The organism is Streptomyces sp. NPDC093089 (assembly GCF_044754405.1).
Lineage (GTDB): Bacteria > Actinomycetota > Actinomycetes > Streptomycetales > Streptomycetaceae > Streptomyces.
On record NZ_JBIVPA010000015.1, the window covers coordinates 243,682 to 259,180 of the forward strand.

The window sequence follows — 15,499 nt, forward strand, 5'->3', positions numbered from 1 at the left end:
GAGCCGGAGGGGTTGTCAGGCGTCATTGAAGATACCCATGAGTACGGCAGTTTGGGCAGCTTGGTGCCGACATGATCGGTAAGCGTGCCTGCCGACGAATGGGTGCAGATTTGGGGCGGCACCTTGCCGACGAAGAGCGCGCGAGAAGGCCCTCCCGGTATCTCTTGGCCGAGCGCCGGGAGGGCCGTGTAGCGCGCGGGGGCGCTGTGCTCACGGTAGAGGCCGACCCGGCACGAGTCGAAGTTCGTCTGGTGCGGGGCGAGTTGGTTTGCCCTGGTTGTTCGGGTGTGTTGCGGCCGTGGGGGTGGGCACGTTCGCGTGTACTGCGGGACGCGTCGGGTGGGACGGTCGGGGTCCGTCCTCGGCGTTCGCTGTGTGAGGGCTGCGGCATGTCTCATGTGCTCCTTCCGGTATTCGCGCTGGTCAGGCGGGCGGATCTGGCGGATGTGATCGGTGCGGCTCTGGCGGCGAAGGCGGCCGGGGCCGGGGTCCGGGTGATCGCGGGCCGACTGGGGGGGCCGGTGGAGACGGTCCGCGGATGGATTCGCCGGTTCGCCGGCCGGGCGGAGACGGTTCGGCGCATCTTCACGGTGGTGCTGGTGGACACCGGCGTTGACCCGGCGCCGCCGGGACCGGCCCGGACACCCTTCGCGGACGCGGTCGGTGCCGTGCTGGGTGCCCGGTGGTCGGTCGCGTCACGGTGGCCGGACATCGGCAAGGTGTCGCCCTGGCGGGTGGCCTGCGCGGTGACGGGCGGGATACTGCTGGCGCCTTCCTGGCCGGTGGAAACGATCAACACGAGCCGCCCCTGACGCCACGCCGACACGTTCTGTCACCGTCACGCATGTGTGTTCACGCTGCGTGAGAGGGCTGGTGGTCAGGTGCCAGGTCAGGAAGAGCCAGACACGGCTGGAGCGGGCTCAGGCGATCGGCCTGTTCCGCTACATGCTGATCAGGGAAGCCGCGGATCCGACGTTGTCGCGCCGCCAGCGCGGCGCGATGGTCCGCCAGTTGGCGTCCATGACACACGTCGACCCGGACGGGCGGGCGGTGCGGATCACCCGGTGGACTCTGGACCGGTGGATCTACGAGTGGAGACGGGCCGGCTTCGAGGCCCTGGTCCCCTCACCGCGCCAGTCCCGGCCCCGCACCCCGCCGGAGTTCATGGACCTGGCGGCGGCCCTGAAGAAGGAGAACCCGTCGCGGTCGGCGGCTCAGATCCGCCGGATCATCGGCGCCCAGCGGGGCTGGGCGCCCGACGAACGCACCATCCAGAGGATGCTCGTCCGAGAGGGACTGAACGCTTTGAACGCTCCTCCTGTCGCGCCGGCGGTGTTCGGACGGTTCGAGGCCGACGCCCCGAACGAGTTGTGGACCGGCGACGCCCTGCACGGGCCGATGGTCCAGGGCCGCAAGACGTACCTGTTCGCCTTCCTCGACGACCACTCGCGGGCGATCATGGGGCACCGCTGGGGCTTCGCCGAGGACACCGTCCGCCTGGCCGCGGCGCTTCGGTCGGCCCTCGCCGCCCGCGGCGTCCCGCGCTACATCTACGTTGACAACGGGAGTACTTTTGTCGACTCGTGGCTGTTGCGGGCCTGCGCGGAACTCGGGATCAAGCTGGTGCACTCCACCCCTGGACGCCCGCAGGGCCGGGGCAAGATCGAGCGATTCTTCCGCACCGTGAACAGCGAGTTCGTCGTCGAGATCGCTTCCGGGTGACGGCCAGGCGGGCCGGCAGATCGACAGCCTTCTGGAGATGAACCGCCTCTTCACGGCCTGGACCGAGAACGTCTACCACCGCCGGGTCCACTCCGAGACCGGAGCCGCCCCGCCGGCCCTCTGGATGAACGGCCATCCCCTCATCGTCCCCAACCCGGCTGACCTGGCCGAAGCCTTCCGCTGGTCAGAGCACCGCACCGTCTCCCGGGCCGCGCTGGTCTCCCTTCACGGAAACCGCTACCAGGTCGACCCACTGCTGGTCGGCCAGCGGGTTGAGCTGGTCTTCGACCCCTTCGACCTGTCCTTCCTGCGAGTCCGGGCCAACGGCCAGGACGCCGGGACCGCGCTGCCCTTCCAGATCAGCCGTCATTCCCACCCCAAGGCCCGACCGGAGACCCCGACCGAGGAACCACGGCCGACCACCGGCATCGACTACCTCGGCCTGATCGACACCGCCCACCGGGCCGAACTCGCCGACAAGGTCAACTACGCCGCCCTGGGCGAGCCGGTGCCGAACACCGTGGGCCTCACCGACCTGACCGGCGAATGACCGGGCCCCGCCAACCACACGGAGGACCAGCGTGATCGAGAAGCTCCAGGCCCACTACGGATGCAGCCGCATGCCCTTTGGCCGAGACCTCGCCCCCGGCATGCTCCACCGCCATGCGTCCCACAACGAAGCCGTCGCCCGCATCACCTGGTGCATCTCCGAACGCTCCATCGGCATGGACCAGGACTCGCCCCCGTCCTGCCTGCTGGTCGGTCAGCCGACCCTGCGGCGGACCATGAAACTCGCCGTCCTCGCAGCACTCGAACAGCGGACCGCGCTTCGCTACACGATGCCCGGCATGACCGCGACCGAGACCGCCAGCCACATCAAGCACCACCTCGGCCTCGCCGGCCGCAGCGACCAGCTGTTCACCGACGACGCCGTCACCCTCATCCACACCACATCCCGCGGGTTCCCCCGCGCGGTCAACAACCTCTGCCTGCAATCCCTCGTCGCCACGTTCGCCGCAGGCAAGTCCCTCGTCGACGAGAAAGCCGCTCAGTCCGCCGTCACCGAAGTTCTCGACTGAACTGCTTCAGGGCGTGCAACAGGCATACAAGACTGCGGTGATCGTGATATCGGATCATTCGAGGAGTCCAACGAGCCAAGGAGTAGCCAGTGCAGTTGCGCAACGTCGAGCTTGTCGACGTCGATGCATACGTCAGGATGCGGTGCGATCCCATCATGATGGCTGACCTCGGCGGACCGCTGCCACGCGAAGGCATGGAGGACAAGGTTCGGCGAGACGTCCACAAGGCGGCGGCAGATATCGACTGGACCAAGATGATCATTCCTGACCCAGCCACGCCTGAAGTGGTGGCGGGAACAGTGACCATATGGTCCCACGACGCCGAGGACGGGCCCATGTCGGAGATCGGATGGATGGTCCTGCCGGAGTACCAGGGACGCGGACTGGGCAAACTGGCCGTCCGCACCCTGCTCGAACAGGCACGAGACGCGGACCGTTGGGGACTCGTGCACGCATTTCCTGCAACGGGCAATGGCGCTTCGAACGGCATCTGCCGATCTCTCGGCTTCCGGTTCATCGGCGAACGCAATGTGACGTTCGCGGACCGATTTCTGCCAACCAACCACTGGGCCATCGATCCTCTCACCGCCCTCACATGAAGGTGGTGTTCGGAAGTCTGGCTGCCGTCTGACTGCCAGTCCACAAACACAACCTGTATGAACCGCCCGACACCTTGCCGACTAAAGCGACACCTCACCGACAACCGCCCCGCTGGGAATACTCCCAGCGGGGCCTCTTCGTTCCGTTGGTCGGCATCCTCAATGCCGCCCCCGTCGGCATTTTCAGCGTCGCCCAACAGAGGGGTACGGGGCGGAGTGCGGAGCGAACCGTGGAGCGGGCTGTCAGGTTGCCGCCGCGTCGTCGTCGAGGCAGGAGAGCAGGAACTCCTTGACCTCGGTGGCGTGGAAGCGTTCGCGGGCGTGGGTGGGGCGCGAGCAGAGCAGGACGGGGCCGTCGGCGGGGTCGTCCGGCAGACGGCCGTGGCTGCCCTTGACGCAGGACGGATCCGTGGGCACGACGGAGACGGCGGTCCGGATGCCGAGCTTCACCTTGGCCAGGGTCAGGGCGGCCTTGGCCATGACCATGGGGTCGGCGGGGTCGAAGAAGAGCTCGGCCGGGTCGTATCCGGGTTTCCGGTGGATCTCCACGCCTCGGGCGAAGTCCGGGGCCCGGTCGTCGTCGAGCCAGTAGTAGTAGGTGAACCAGCTGTCGGCGGCGGCGAGCGCGACGAGCTCGCCGGCACGGGGGTGGCCGAGCCCGGCCTTCAGCCGGTCGTCCTCGTCCAGGACCCGCTCGATCCCCTCGGTCGCGAGGAGCACGTCCCGCACCCGGGGCAGGTCCGCGGGGTCGGCGACGTACACGTGGGCGAGTTGGTGGTCGGGGGTCGCGAAGGCGCGGGAGGTCCAGGGGTCGAGGTACTCCATGCCCTGCTGGGTGTACACGTTCAGGAGGCCCTCACGGCGCAGGGCGCGGTTGATGTCGACGGGGCGCCGCACCTCGCCGATGCCGTACTCGCTCAGGGCCACCACGGTGCTTCCGCGCGCGTCCAGGGCGGCGAGGAGGGGGGCCAGGGCGTGGTCGAGTGCGCGTGCGGCGGTACGCGCCTGCGGGGAGTTCGGGCCGTGCCGCTGGAGGTCGTAGTCGAGGTGGGGGACGTACACGAGGGCGAGGTCCGGATCGTGCTCGGCCAGGACGCGCCGGGTGGCGTCGATGATCCATTGGGAGGAGGCGATGCCGGCCCTGGGGCCCCAGTAGTCGAAGAGGGGGAAGGGGCCGAGCTCGGCGGTGAGGGAGTCGCGCAGTGCGGCCGGGACGGTGTAGCAGTCGGGGGACTTGCGTCCGTCGTAGTGGTAGACGGGACGCGGGGTGACGGTGATGTCGACGTCGGCCCCCATGGCGTACCACCAGCAGATGTTGGCGACCTTGAGGCCGGGGCGGGTGCGGCGGGCCGTCTGCCAGACCTTCTCGCCCCGGACGAGGGCGTGGTGCTGCCGCCAGAAGGCGACTTCGCCCATGTCCCGGTCGTACCAGCCGTTTCCGACGATGCCGTGGTCGGTGGGGAGGGTGCCGGTCAGGAAGGTGGACTGGACCGAGCAGGTGACCGCGGGGAGGATCGTGTCCAGTCCCGCGGTGAAGCCCTGGGCGGCGGCGGACCGCAGCCGGGGCATGTCGGCGAGGGCCCGCGGTGTGAGGCCCACGATGTTCAGGACGACGACGCTCATCGGGCGCTCCTGTCGGATCGGGTGGCGTGCTCCCGCTCGGGGTCTCCCGCCCCGGGACGGGAGAGCCCGAGGTCGAGCAGTTCGCTTCGTGTCCAGGCGAGTTCGGCGGCGATGCCCGCGGCGAGACCGGCGGCGTCCCGGGGCGGTTCGGGCAGCACCGACCAGGTGTAGGTCTCGGTCTCCAGGTGCCGTGTGACGGGGTGGTCGGTGCGGAGCAGCGCGGACAGCGCGCTCCGCAGGACGGGCCGGGTCGATGTCAGCGGGGGCGCCGGGTCGGCGTGGACGGGGATGTGGAAGTGGGTGCGCCAGGGGTCTCCGGTGGGGAGGGCCGCCGGTCCGGTGAGTGCTTCCGGCACGTCGTCCGTGCCGGTGGCGGGCCGCCCCCTCCGGCGCGTCTGGTGGAGGAAGCGGGGCTCGGCGAAGGCCGCGAGGGCGGCGCGCGTGGCGCCGTCCGCCGGGTCGTCGGCGTGCAGGGCGCAGGAGATCTGCGCCTTGAGTACGGGGATCCCGGCGCGGGCCAGCCGGTCGAGGGCTTCCTGCGGTGTCTCGAAGGCCACGGCGAGGTGGCAGATGTCCAGGCAGAGGCCGAAGTGGCGCGGGTCGAGGTCCGACAGGTGGCGCACCGCGTCCGCGGTGGTCTCCACGAGGCAGCCGGGTTCGGGCTCGAAGGCGATCCGGATGCTCCGGCCGGTCCGCCCGCGCAGCTCGGCGAGTTCGTCGCCGAGGATCCGGATCTGCCGGGCCGCCCGGCGGAGGTGGCGCGGTCGCCAGTCGGCGCGCCATCCGAAGGGGAGGGTGGAGATCGTGCCCTCCGCCACGTCGTCGGGGAGCAGGCCGGCGAGGACGCGCGCCAGGTTCGCGGTGTAGCGGCGCCGTTCCGGGGACGTCCAGTCCGGGCGGTAGACGGCGTGCTTGACGACGGGCCGGTGGAAGCCCTCGTACGGGAAGCCGTTGAGGGTGACGACCTCCAGGCCGCGTGCGGCGAGTTCGCTGCGCAGCGCGCGCGTGAGGCCGGGGTCGGCGGCCAGCGCGGCCGCCACCTGGTGGGCGAGCCAGAGTCCGACGCCCAGGACCGGTTCGTCGAGGTGCTCGCGTACGGGCAGGGCGTAGGCGTCGAGTTGGGCGAGGATGCCGTCCAGGTCCTCGGCCGGATGCACGTTGGTGCAGTAGCCGAGGTGGACGAGCTCGCCGCCGGGGTGGCGCAGGCGCATCAGCTGCCGCCCCTGCGGATCGAGTTTCCGGCGAACAGCGCCTCTTCCTCGGGGCGTTCGACGTCGTCCAGGACGAGCCGGCCGCTCTGGCCGTAGAACTCGACCGGATTGCGCCACAGGACCTGGTCCACGTCGTCCTCGGTGAAGCCGGCGTCGAGCATGGCGAGGGCGGTCGCGTGGGTGCGCAGCGGGTCGCTGTGGCCCCAGTCGGCCGCCGAGTTCACCAGGACGCGGCGGGTGCCGTGCTCCTTGAGGATGGCGACCGTGCGGTCCGGGTCCATCTTGGTGTCGGGGTAGACGGAGAAGCCCATCCAGCATCCGGACGCGGCGACGATCGGCGCGGTGACCTCGTTGAGGTGGTCGACCGCGACGAGGGCGGGGTCGATGCCGTCGGCGCGGACGAGGTCGAGCGTGCGGGCGGTGCCGACGGCCTTGTCGCGGTGCGGGGTGTGCACGAGGGCGGGCAGGCCGTGCTCGCGGGCGAGGGCGAGCTGCCGGGTGAAGGCGTGTTCCTCGGCGTCGGTCATCGAGTCGAAGCCGATCTCCCCGACGGCGACGACATTGTCCTTGACGAGGTAACGCGGCAGGTCGTCGAGGACCGGCAGGCAGCGGGGGTCGTTGGCCTCCTTCGGGTTGAGCGCGAGGGCGCAGTAGTGCCGGATGCCGTACTGGGCGGCGCGGTGGGGCTCCCAGCCGAGGAGGGCGTCGAAGTAGTCGCGGAAGCTGCCGGGAGAGGTGCGCGGCTGGCCTAGCCAGAAAGCGGGTTCGACGAGGGCCCGGACGCCGGCGGCGTGCATGGCCCGGTAGTCGTCGGTGGTGCGGGAGGTCATGTGGATGTGGGGGTCAAAGATGCGCATGTCGCTCTTCCGTGTCGTGGAGGTCGAGCTGGGTCAGCAGGTCGTCGGGGACCGGTCGGCCGGCGGCGAGCCGCTCGGCGGCGAAGGCGTGGAACATGCGGACGAGTTCGGGGTCCGTCCGCCGGGTGAGACCGGCGACGGCGTACAGCGGGACGCCCATGAAGACGCACTTCAGGACGGCCTGCCGCCAGGCCGGCTGGTCGAGGTGCCGGGCGGTGTACGGGCCGACGGCGGCCGTGACGAGGCGGACGTCGTTGGTCCGCAGGGCGTCGGCGACCAGGGGCAGCGCCGCGGCGCCGACCCCTCCGTCCCGGTCGAGGAGCGGCAGGGCGCGCAGCACGGCGAGGCGCTCGGCCGTGTCCCCCCGCTGGTACAGCTCCTCCAGGACCGCCGCCCGCTCGGGCGCCGAGCCGGGCAGGGCCTGGAGGAGTTGGGCGCGGACGGCCGGCCCCGCGTCGGCGCCCGCGTGGCGGGCCGCGAGGGGGAACAGCGTGCTCAGGGCGGTCGGATCGGCCTTCACGCGCTGGACGGCCTCGGTCGTCCAGGGCAGCGCGGAGGCGGCCCGGAGGGCGTCGAGCGACCGGGCCGCGGTCGCCGGGCCGCTGTGTCCGTGGCGGGGCAGCTCGACGGACACCAGTCCGCGGTAGCCGGCCTCGGTCAGCGCGGCGAGGACGGGAGGGAAGTCGATCTCGCCCTCGCCGAACTCCAGGTGCTCGTGGACGCCGCGGCGCATGTCCTCGATCTGGACGTTGACCAGCCAGGGCGCCGCCCGCCGTACGCACTCGTCCGGCGGGAAGGGTTCCAGGCACTGGCAGTGCCCGATGTCGAGGGTCAGGCCGAAGGCCTCCGGGTTCCCGAGGGCGTGGCGCAGGCGCTCGTAGCCGTCCAGGTCCGCGACCAGCATGCCCGGTTCCGGTTCGAACCCGAGCCGCACGCCGACGAGTCCGGCGGTCTCGACGACGGTGGCGCACCCCTCCGTGAGGTGCTTGAACGCCTCGTCGTGGTCCGTCCCCGGTTCGGGGGTGCCGCTCCAGAAGGAGACCGCCTCCGCCTCCAGGTCGGCGGCGATCCCGACGGCCCGTCGCAGGAAGCCGAGCCGGCGCGCCCGTCCCTCCGGTTCGCCGTCGAGCAGGGTGGGGGCGTGCTTGCGCCAGGGGTCGAGGACGTAGCGGCCGCCGGTCTCCACGACGACGCCGAGGCCGAGGGCGGTCAGCCTGCGCCGGATCCTGGCGAGCCGGCGGCTCAGGCCTGCGCTGTAGGGGTCGAGGTGGCCGCGGTCCAGGGTGAGGGCCACTCCGCTGTATCCCAGGCCGGCGATCACCTCCAGTGCCTCGTCGAGACGGTGGTCGCCCAGCCCGTTGGTGCCGTAGCCGAAGCGCGGTGCGGTCATGTCGGGGACACCTTCCGGGACAGCCTCTTGGCCAGGGGGTAGGCGGCGAGGAGCGGGAGCGCGGCGCGGACGGAGCCGCCGCGCACGGCCAGGGCCGCCTGCAGCGGGATCATGGCGTGGATCCCGGCGCCGACCGCGCGCCGCAGGCGGGTGGCGTCGGGGCGGACGGTCGCGGTCAGCTGGGCGGAGCCGGCCGCGAGGACGTAGCCGCCGAGGAGCGCGGTCGACGCGGCCCGGTGGGCGCGCCGCGCGGTCGCCGGGGTCAGCGCGGCGGCGAGCAGGCCGACCGTGCCGGTGGCCGCGAGCGCGGCGGCGGGCAGGGAGGCGCCGGAGCCGAGGGTCTCCTTGCGGCTCACCGCCGTGACCGCGTACGTGTGCCCGGCGAGGAGGGCCGCCGGGGCGAGGGCGTGCCGCGCTCCTCGGGCCCCCGCGCCCATCAGGACGTCGAGGCCCCGTGCGGCGGCCATCGCGGCGGGTCCGTACGGCGTGTTCTTCAGGGACAGGTCGTAGGCCCAGACGGTGGCCGCGAGGGGGACGGCGACGGCCAGGCTGTCCCGGCCGTCGGCCGCCGCGGCGGCGAGACCCGCGCCGGTGAGCGCGGTGGCGGCGGCGAGGGCGGCGCGGGGGCTGATCCGGCCGGAGGGCACGGGGCGGTGGGGGCGTTCCTCGGCGTCCACCTCCCGGTCCGCGTAGTCGTTGAGCGCCATGCCCGCCCAGTAGAGGCAGGTGGAGGCGAGCGCGAGCCGCGCCCGCCGTCCCGCCGTGGCGGGCCGGCCGCTCGCCGCGGCGCCCGCGAGGGTGTCGCCGAGCACGGTGAGCGCTGCCGGGGCCCGTACGAGCTCCAGCGCGGTCCGGGCTCCGGTCACGAGCGCGGCACCGGCCGTGGCGCCGGCCGTGGTCCCCGTCATCGCCCGTCTCCCGCGTACCAGGCCCTGAGTGCCTCGAACTGGGTGACGAGGCGGTGCTCGGCCGGTGAACCGTCCGCGTGGAGGGGGTCCTTGAAGAAGAAGGAGAGCTGTTCCTGCGGCCCGGCGGCGCCGGTGTCGCGAGCGCGGGCCAGGAAGCGGGCCAGGTCGAGGACGAGGGGCGCGGCGAGCGCCGAGTCGACGCCCTGCCAGGTGAACTGGAGGGTCATGGGCGTGCCGAGGAACCCCTCGAACGCGATGTGGTCCCACGCCGTCTTCACCTCGCCCATGCTCGGCACGTAGTCGATGTGGGTCAGGCCTTCCACCCGGTCGCCGAGGAGGGCGGTCAGGCCGCTGCGCTTGGACGTGTTCTTGCTGAGGGCCGCCTCCGGGTCGGCGAGGGTCGCCCCGTCCCCGCCGCCGAGCAGGTTGGTGCCCGACCAGGACCGCACGCGCAGTCCCCGGTGGGCGAACATCGGCCCCAGGGCCGTACGCACCAGGGTCTCGCCGGTCTTCCCGTCGCTGCCCGCGTACGGCAGTCCGCGCAGGCCGGCGAGTTCCCGCAGGGCGGGGACGCGGATGCCGGGCGAGGGGGTGAAGTCCACGTATCCGCAGTCGGCGCGCAGGGCCGCGTAGGCGTACAGCGAGCTGGCGGGGAGGACGTCCGGGGCCTGGGCGAGGGCCGCTTCGAGTGCGGGGAGGCTGTCGTGGGCGGGGTGGGCGACGGCCGGGGGCTCGGTGGAGGAGACGTTGACGACCACGACCTGGTCGAGTCCGTGGCGGTCGCGGAACGAGGCGATGTCCGCGGTCAGCTGCTCGGCGGCCGCCCGCTGGGGTCGGTCCGGGGCCGTACGGGATCCGGGCCGGATCTCCCGGTCGGCGGCCCGGAGCGCCGCCTCGACGCCGGGGAGGAGGACGGGCGGGAACACTCCGGCGGCGGCGAGCTGCTCGGCGCGCTTGGGCAGGGGCGTGTCGGTCACGTCGTGGCCGCCGAAGACCAGCCCGTCGACGGGCGGCAGCCCGGCGTCCGCGAAGTCGTCCAGCTCGGCGACCATGCCGACGGGCGGAACCAGTCCCGCTCCGACCGCGGCGGCGCCGACGACGGCCGTCGTCGCCACCGAGCCGCGGGCGCCGACGAACCAGACGCCGGTCCGGCCGTTCTCGCACGTGGGGGTGTCACTCATGTCTGGTTCCTCGCTTCCGGGCGGGGGTGGCGAACGCGGCGTCGAAGGACGCGGTGGAGGGTCTCGTCTCGGCGAGGCGGCGGATGAACCCGACGGCCTCGGCGGCGCCGTCCAGGCGGTCCATCCCGGCGTCCTCCCACTCGATGGACACCGGGCCCTCGTAGCCGATGGCGTTGAGTGCCCGGAAGCAGTCCTCCCAGGGCACGTCCCCCCGACCGGTGGAGACGAAGTCCCACCCTCGGCGCGGGTCGCCCCAGGGCAGGTGGGAGGAGAGGCGGCCGCGGCGGCCGTCACCGACGCGGACGCGGGTGTCCTTGCAGTCCACGTGGTAGATCCGGTCCGCGAAGTCCAGGAGGAAGTCGGCGGGGTCGACGTCCTGCCACACCATGTGGGACGGGTCCCAGTTCAGGCCGAAGGAGGGCCGGTGGCCGATGGCGTCGAGGGTCTTCCGGGTGGTCCAGTGGTCGTAGGCGATCTCACTCGGGTGGACCTCCAGCGCGAACCGGACCCCCTGCTCCTCGAAGACGTCGAGGACGGGGTTCCAGCGGTCGGCGAAGTCGCGGTAGCCGGCCTCGATCATGCCGGGAGTGGGGGGCGGGAACATCGCGACGGTGTGCCAGATCGAGGAGCCGGTGAACCCGACGACGGTGTCGACGCCGAGGAGCGCCGCGGCCCTCGCGGTGGCAGCCATCTCGCGCGCGGCGTTGCGGCGCACCGTCTCCGGGTCGTCCGACCACAGTCGGGCCGGCAGGATGGCCCGGTGGCGCTCGTCGATGGGGTCGTCGCAGACGGCCTGGCCGACGAGGTGGTTGGAGATCGCCCAGACCCCCAGTCCGTGCCGGTCGAGGACTTCGCGCTTGCGCCGTACGTAGTCGGGGTCGTCGAGTGCGCGGTCGACTTCGAAGTGGTCGCCCCAGCAGGCGATTTCGAGGCCGTCGTAGCCCCATTGCGCGGCGAGCCGGCAGACCTCGTCGAACGGCAGGTCGGCCCACTGCCCGGTGAAGAGGGTGATCGGACGTGTCATGGCGTGTCCACCTCTGATGGCGAGTGCGGGTGCGGGAAGGGGTGTGGTGGGGCGGGAGGGACGGGTCTCCCGCCCCACCGGGGCCCGGTGCCCGCCCACGGTCAGGTGCGGGCGGACACCGGGTGCTTGCGGGGGGCTCAGCCGACCTGGCCGAACCTCCACTTCTGGCTGGCCGCGGTCGTGGAGCAGGTCGACTGGACCAGCTGGACGTCGTCCGCGGTGGAGGCCTGCGGGATGTTCAGGCACTTGTTGCTGAGGACCGAGACGATCCGGTAGTTGCCGAGCCCGGCCGACACGAGCTTCCACTTCTGGTCGGACGCGCCGGCGACGCACGCCGACTGCTGGACGTTGGCGGCGGTCTTCGACGCCAGGTCCAGGCACTTGCCGCTGTGCTGCGCGGTGAGGGTGAAGGCCCCGCTGCCCGCGTCGGTCAGCTGCCACTGCTGGTTGGTGCCGCCGTTCGCCGTCCACTGGATGACGGCGGCGCCGTCGGCGGTCGACCCGTTCCGCACGTCCACGCGCTTGGCGCTGTGGGCGCTCGTCACGGTGTAGGTGCTGCCGCTCTGCGGGGCGGTCCAGCCCGTGCCGGGAGCGTTGAAGACGAGCGCGTCGACGTCGAAGGAGTCGGCCGTCGGGGCGTTGAAGACCGCGTACACGGTCTGGGTGCCGCCGGGGTCGGTGACCGCGACGGGGTCGAGGTTGACGTAGTTGTCCCAGCCGCCGGTGGACGGGACGGGGCTGGTGGCGATCAGCGCGCCGGTCGGCGAGCCGGCCCGGAGTTCGATGGAGCCGCCCGTACCGGAGGGAGCCGAGACCCGGAAGGTCACGGACTCGACGCCGGACAGGTTCACGGGCTTGAAGGAGATCCAGTCACCGTTCGAGATGTCACCGATGCGCTTGCCGTTCTCGGCGCCGCTCTGCTCGACGACCCGGACCCCGGACTTGCCGGTGAAGTACTCGGCCTGCTTGTGGCGGGGCTGGAGCACGATGGAGGTGGTGCCCTGCAGACCGCCGTTGTCGGTGTAGTCGGCCGACAGGACGAGGTAGGTGTTGGCGGTGGCGTCGTGACCCGAGGCGCCGGTGGTGATGGTCCCGGTGCAGCCGGTGTACTGGCCGGTGTCGTGGCTGTGGCTGTCGTGGCCGAGCGCGGCGGTCACCACGACCCGGGAGCAGTCGACGGCCCCGTCCTCCGGGTCGGTCACGTTGACCTGGTAGGTGAGGGTGTCGCCGTAGTCGATGAAGCGACCGTTGGCGGGGGAGGTGAAGGTGACCGTGGGGCGGGTGTTGCCGACGATGATCGGCACGTTCACGCCGGCCGACTTGCCGCCGCTGTCGGTGACCGTCAGTTGGGCCGAGTAGGTGCCGTTGGCGGTGTAGGTGTGCGTGGGGCTCGGGCCGGTTCCGGTGGAGCCGTCACCGAAGTCCCAGGCGTAGGTGAGCTCGTCCCCGTCCGGGTCGCTGGTGCCGTCGGAGGAGAAGGTCACCTGCAGCGGGCCCTGCCCGGTGTCGGGGGTGGCGCTCGCCTTGGCCAGCGGGGTGCGGTTGCCGGCGACGTAGTCGATCCGGTAGATGCCGTCGTCGGTGTTGGAGCGCGAGTAGCCGATGCCCCATTCGGCGACGTACATCGCGCCGTCCGGGCCGAACTTCATGTCGATCGGCGCGCGCAGGCCGAGGTCGGCGACGAAGGGGTTGATCTTCAGGAGGTCGCCCGCCGCGTCGAGGCGGAACTCCTTGATGAAGTTGCGGCTCCACTCGTAGAAGAACGGCGTCTTGTCGTAGTACTCGGGGAACTTGCGCTCGGAGGTGCTGGCCGCGTCGTAGTGGTAGAACGGGCCGCTCATCGGGGCCGCGCCCTGGCCGCCGTCGATCTCGGGAAACTCCTCGGAGGCCTGGTAGTCGTACCAGACCGTCGCGGCCTTGGCCGGGGGCAGGTTGGTCAGGCCGGTGTTGTTCGGCGAGTCGTTGACCGGCGCCGCGCAGTCGAACTTCGCTCCGGAGGTCCCGGTGGCGAAGTCGTAGTCGTTGAAGGGGACGTTGTCACCCACGCAGTACGGCCAGCCGTAGTTGCCCGGAGCCTTGATCAGGTTCCACTCGACGGTGCCGATGGGGCCGCGGTTGGGGTCCTCGTACTGCGCGTCGGGCCCGTAGTCGGCGGCGGAGATCCAGCCGGTCTCCGGATCGACGGAGAAGCGGAAGCTGTTGCGGAAGCCCATCGCGTAGATCTCGGGCCGGGTCAGGGCGGTGCCGGGCGCGAACAGGTTGCCGGCGGGAATGGTGTAGCCGCCGGCGGCTTCGGGGTGGATGCGCAGGATCTTGCCGCGCAGGTCGTTCGTGTTGCCGGACGAGCGCTGGGCGTCGAACTTCTCGCGGCCCGGTCGCTCGTCGATGGGCGTGTAGCCCTGCGAGTAGAACGGGTTCGTGTCGTCGCCCACGCCGACGTAGAGGTTGCCACCGGGTCCGAAGTGGAGGTAGCCGCCGGTGTGACCGGGCTCTTCTTCGTCGCTGCCCCGGAAGGCCGGGACCTCGATGACGGTCTTCGCGCTGGCCATGTCGAGCGTGTCGTCGGCGTTGACGGTGAACCGGGTGACCCGGTTGATCTCGGCGCTGCCTACGGGCGAGTGGTTGATGTAGATCCACCGGTTGGTGGCGAAGTCCGGGTCCAGCGCAAGGCCTACGCCTCCGTCCTCGCCGTTGGAGTAGACGTCGAGCTGAGCGGCGAGGTGCGTCTCGGGCGCCTCGCCCTCGTGGCTGTGGATGACGTTCACCTTGCCCGAACGGGAGATGTAGAACACATCGCCGTCAGGGGCCACGTCGAGCTGCATGGGCTGGTCGGGCGCGCCGTCCAGCGTCACCTTCTGGTAGCGCTGGGAGACGGTTCCTCCGCAGTCGCCTTCCGCGGCGCCCGCCGCCCACTTGAGGCCGCCCAGGAGGTGCTGCCGGAACAGCGGCTCGGAGTAGGAGGACGTCTCGTGGCCCATGGCGGTGGCCCAGACCTTGCCGCCCTCGGCGTTGCGGCACCAGGAGATCGGGTGGTCGGCCCCCATCTTGGCGCCGCCGGCGTCGTAGGTGGTCTCGTCCGCCGTGACGAGGACGTGCACGTCACCGCGGGCGTTCTTGTCGAAGTTGTACCACTCCTCGGTCCGCACCCAGCGGTCCGGAAGGCCGACGGTGGACGGGTGCACCTTGTCCGCGACCTTGGCCGTGCCCTGCAGGATGCTGGAGTGCGACGTCATGTGGGCGCCGGCCATGACGACCTCGTCCCACCAGGGAAACTCGGTCTCGATGTTCATGTCCGTGGCGTTGTGCAGCGCCACGATCCCGTGGCCGCCGCGCACGAACTCCTGGGCGGCGGCACGCTGGGCGGCGGTGTCCCAGACCATGCCCGAGGACTGGACCATGACCACGGCGTCGTAGGTGCTGAGGCCGGTGGTGCTGAAGACGTTCGCGTCCTCGCTCTGGTCCACCTGGATGCCGTTGGCGGCGCCGAGCTCCTGGAAGGCCTGGATGGCCGCGTCCATCGAGGCGTGCCGGTAGGCGCCGGCCGCCGTCTTGGTGAAGAGGAGGACCTTGAACTCGGCGTCGGCCGTGTGTCCTTCGTGGGCGAGGACGGGTGCGGCCTGCAGGGTGGTGAGACCCAGCAGGGACACGGTGAGCGCGGCGAGGCCGCGCTTCACCCATGGTCGTGACATGGGGGTGCTCCTTGGGGATGGTGAAAAGGTGACGGAGAGAGGTCACATGGTGCGGAGGAACGCGAGTCCGTTCGTGGCGAGTTCGTCCTGGCTCGCCGCGAGCGGGCGCCAGATGGACGCTGCCGTCGCGATGGTGGTGTTGTCCGGCGTGAAGGACTCGATGACCAGCGGGCCGGTGTAGTCGACGTCCTTGACCGCCGTGGCGAAGGCCGACCA

At 71.5% G+C, this 15,499-nt stretch carries 13 protein-coding genes and 1 pseudogene; 5 read left to right on the top strand and 9 right to left on the bottom strand.

Annotation, left to right across the window (positions count from 1 at the left end):
• Positions 1 to 389: 389 nt before the first annotated feature.
• From ACIQFX_RS31650 to ACIQFX_RS31670, 5 genes are all read left to right on the top strand, one after another.
• Entirely contained in the window at positions 390 to 812 is a 423-nt protein-coding gene (locus ACIQFX_RS31650) for a hypothetical protein (protein WP_402470299.1), read from the top strand.
• 61 nt (positions 813 to 873) lie between these two features.
• Complete coding sequence (locus tag ACIQFX_RS31655) at positions 874 to 1,722, top strand: DDE-type integrase/transposase/recombinase (protein WP_402470300.1); 849 nt, start codon at positions 874 to 876, stop codon at positions 1,720 to 1,722.
• A 37-nt stretch (positions 1,723 to 1,759) separates the two neighbouring features.
• On the top strand, positions 1,760 to 2,272 hold the full coding sequence (locus tag ACIQFX_RS31660) for a Mu transposase C-terminal domain-containing protein (RefSeq protein ID WP_402470301.1): 513 nt from the start codon (positions 1,760 to 1,762) through the stop codon (positions 2,270 to 2,272).
• Between the two features lie 31 nt (positions 2,273 to 2,303).
• Positions 2,304 to 2,801 (top strand): hypothetical protein, encoded by a 498-nt coding sequence (locus ACIQFX_RS31665; protein ID WP_402470303.1) that lies wholly within the window; start codon positions 2,304 to 2,306, stop codon positions 2,799 to 2,801.
• 89 nt (positions 2,802 to 2,890) lie between these two features.
• Positions 2,891 to 3,400, top strand: coding sequence for a GNAT family N-acetyltransferase (locus ACIQFX_RS31670; protein ID WP_402470305.1), 510 nt, complete (start codon positions 2,891 to 2,893; stop codon positions 3,398 to 3,400).
• A 243-nt stretch (positions 3,401 to 3,643) separates the two neighbouring features.
• Here the strand turns inward: ACIQFX_RS31670 and ACIQFX_RS31675 are convergent, their stop codons facing one another.
• The 9 genes and pseudogenes from ACIQFX_RS31675 to ACIQFX_RS31715 all read right to left on the bottom strand — a co-directional run.
• Positions 3,644 to 5,023, bottom strand: coding sequence for a nucleotide pyrophosphatase/phosphodiesterase family protein (locus tag ACIQFX_RS31675; RefSeq protein ID WP_402470307.1), 1,380 nt, complete (start codon positions 5,021 to 5,023; stop codon positions 3,644 to 3,646).
• Complete coding sequence (gene eboE / locus ACIQFX_RS31680) at positions 5,020 to 6,234, bottom strand: metabolite traffic protein EboE (protein ID WP_402470308.1); 1,215 nt, start codon at positions 6,232 to 6,234, stop codon at positions 5,020 to 5,022. Before eboE ends, ACIQFX_RS31675 begins: the two co-directional genes overlap by 4 nt.
• Complete coding sequence (locus tag ACIQFX_RS31685) at positions 6,234 to 7,091, bottom strand: TatD family hydrolase (RefSeq protein WP_402470310.1); 858 nt, start codon at positions 7,089 to 7,091, stop codon at positions 6,234 to 6,236. Before ACIQFX_RS31685 ends, eboE begins: the two co-directional genes overlap by 1 nt.
• The gene (locus ACIQFX_RS31690; protein WP_402470311.1) at positions 7,078 to 8,481 is read right to left on the bottom strand and encodes an EboA domain-containing protein; all 1,404 of its coding nucleotides are present in this window, start codon (positions 8,479 to 8,481) and stop codon (positions 7,078 to 7,080) included. Before ACIQFX_RS31690 ends, ACIQFX_RS31685 begins: the two co-directional genes overlap by 14 nt.
• Positions 8,478 to 9,389, bottom strand: coding sequence for an SCO3242 family prenyltransferase (locus ACIQFX_RS31695; protein ID WP_402470313.1), 912 nt, complete (start codon positions 9,387 to 9,389; stop codon positions 8,478 to 8,480). The genes ACIQFX_RS31690 and ACIQFX_RS31695 overlap by 4 nt, the downstream gene beginning before the upstream one ends.
• Positions 9,386 to 10,570: an inositol-3-phosphate synthase gene (locus ACIQFX_RS31700; RefSeq protein ID WP_402470314.1), complete on the bottom strand. Its 1,185-nt coding sequence runs from the start codon at positions 10,568 to 10,570 to the stop codon at positions 9,386 to 9,388. The genes ACIQFX_RS31695 and ACIQFX_RS31700 overlap by 4 nt, the downstream gene beginning before the upstream one ends.
• Positions 10,563 to 11,594 carry a sugar phosphate isomerase/epimerase family protein gene (locus tag ACIQFX_RS31705; RefSeq protein WP_402470315.1) on the bottom strand — a complete coding sequence of 344 codons (1,032 nt, stop codon included), beginning with the start codon at positions 11,592 to 11,594 and terminating at the stop codon, positions 10,563 to 10,565. Before ACIQFX_RS31705 ends, ACIQFX_RS31700 begins: the two co-directional genes overlap by 8 nt.
• 137 nt (positions 11,595 to 11,731) lie before the next feature.
• Entirely contained in the window at positions 11,732 to 15,283 is a 3,552-nt protein-coding gene (locus tag ACIQFX_RS31710; RefSeq protein ID WP_402470316.1) for a ThuA domain-containing protein, read from the bottom strand.
• 42 nt (positions 15,284 to 15,325) lie between these two features.
• Positions 15,326 to 15,499: pseudogene (locus ACIQFX_RS31715) on the bottom strand (sugar phosphate isomerase/epimerase); the annotation flags it as partial.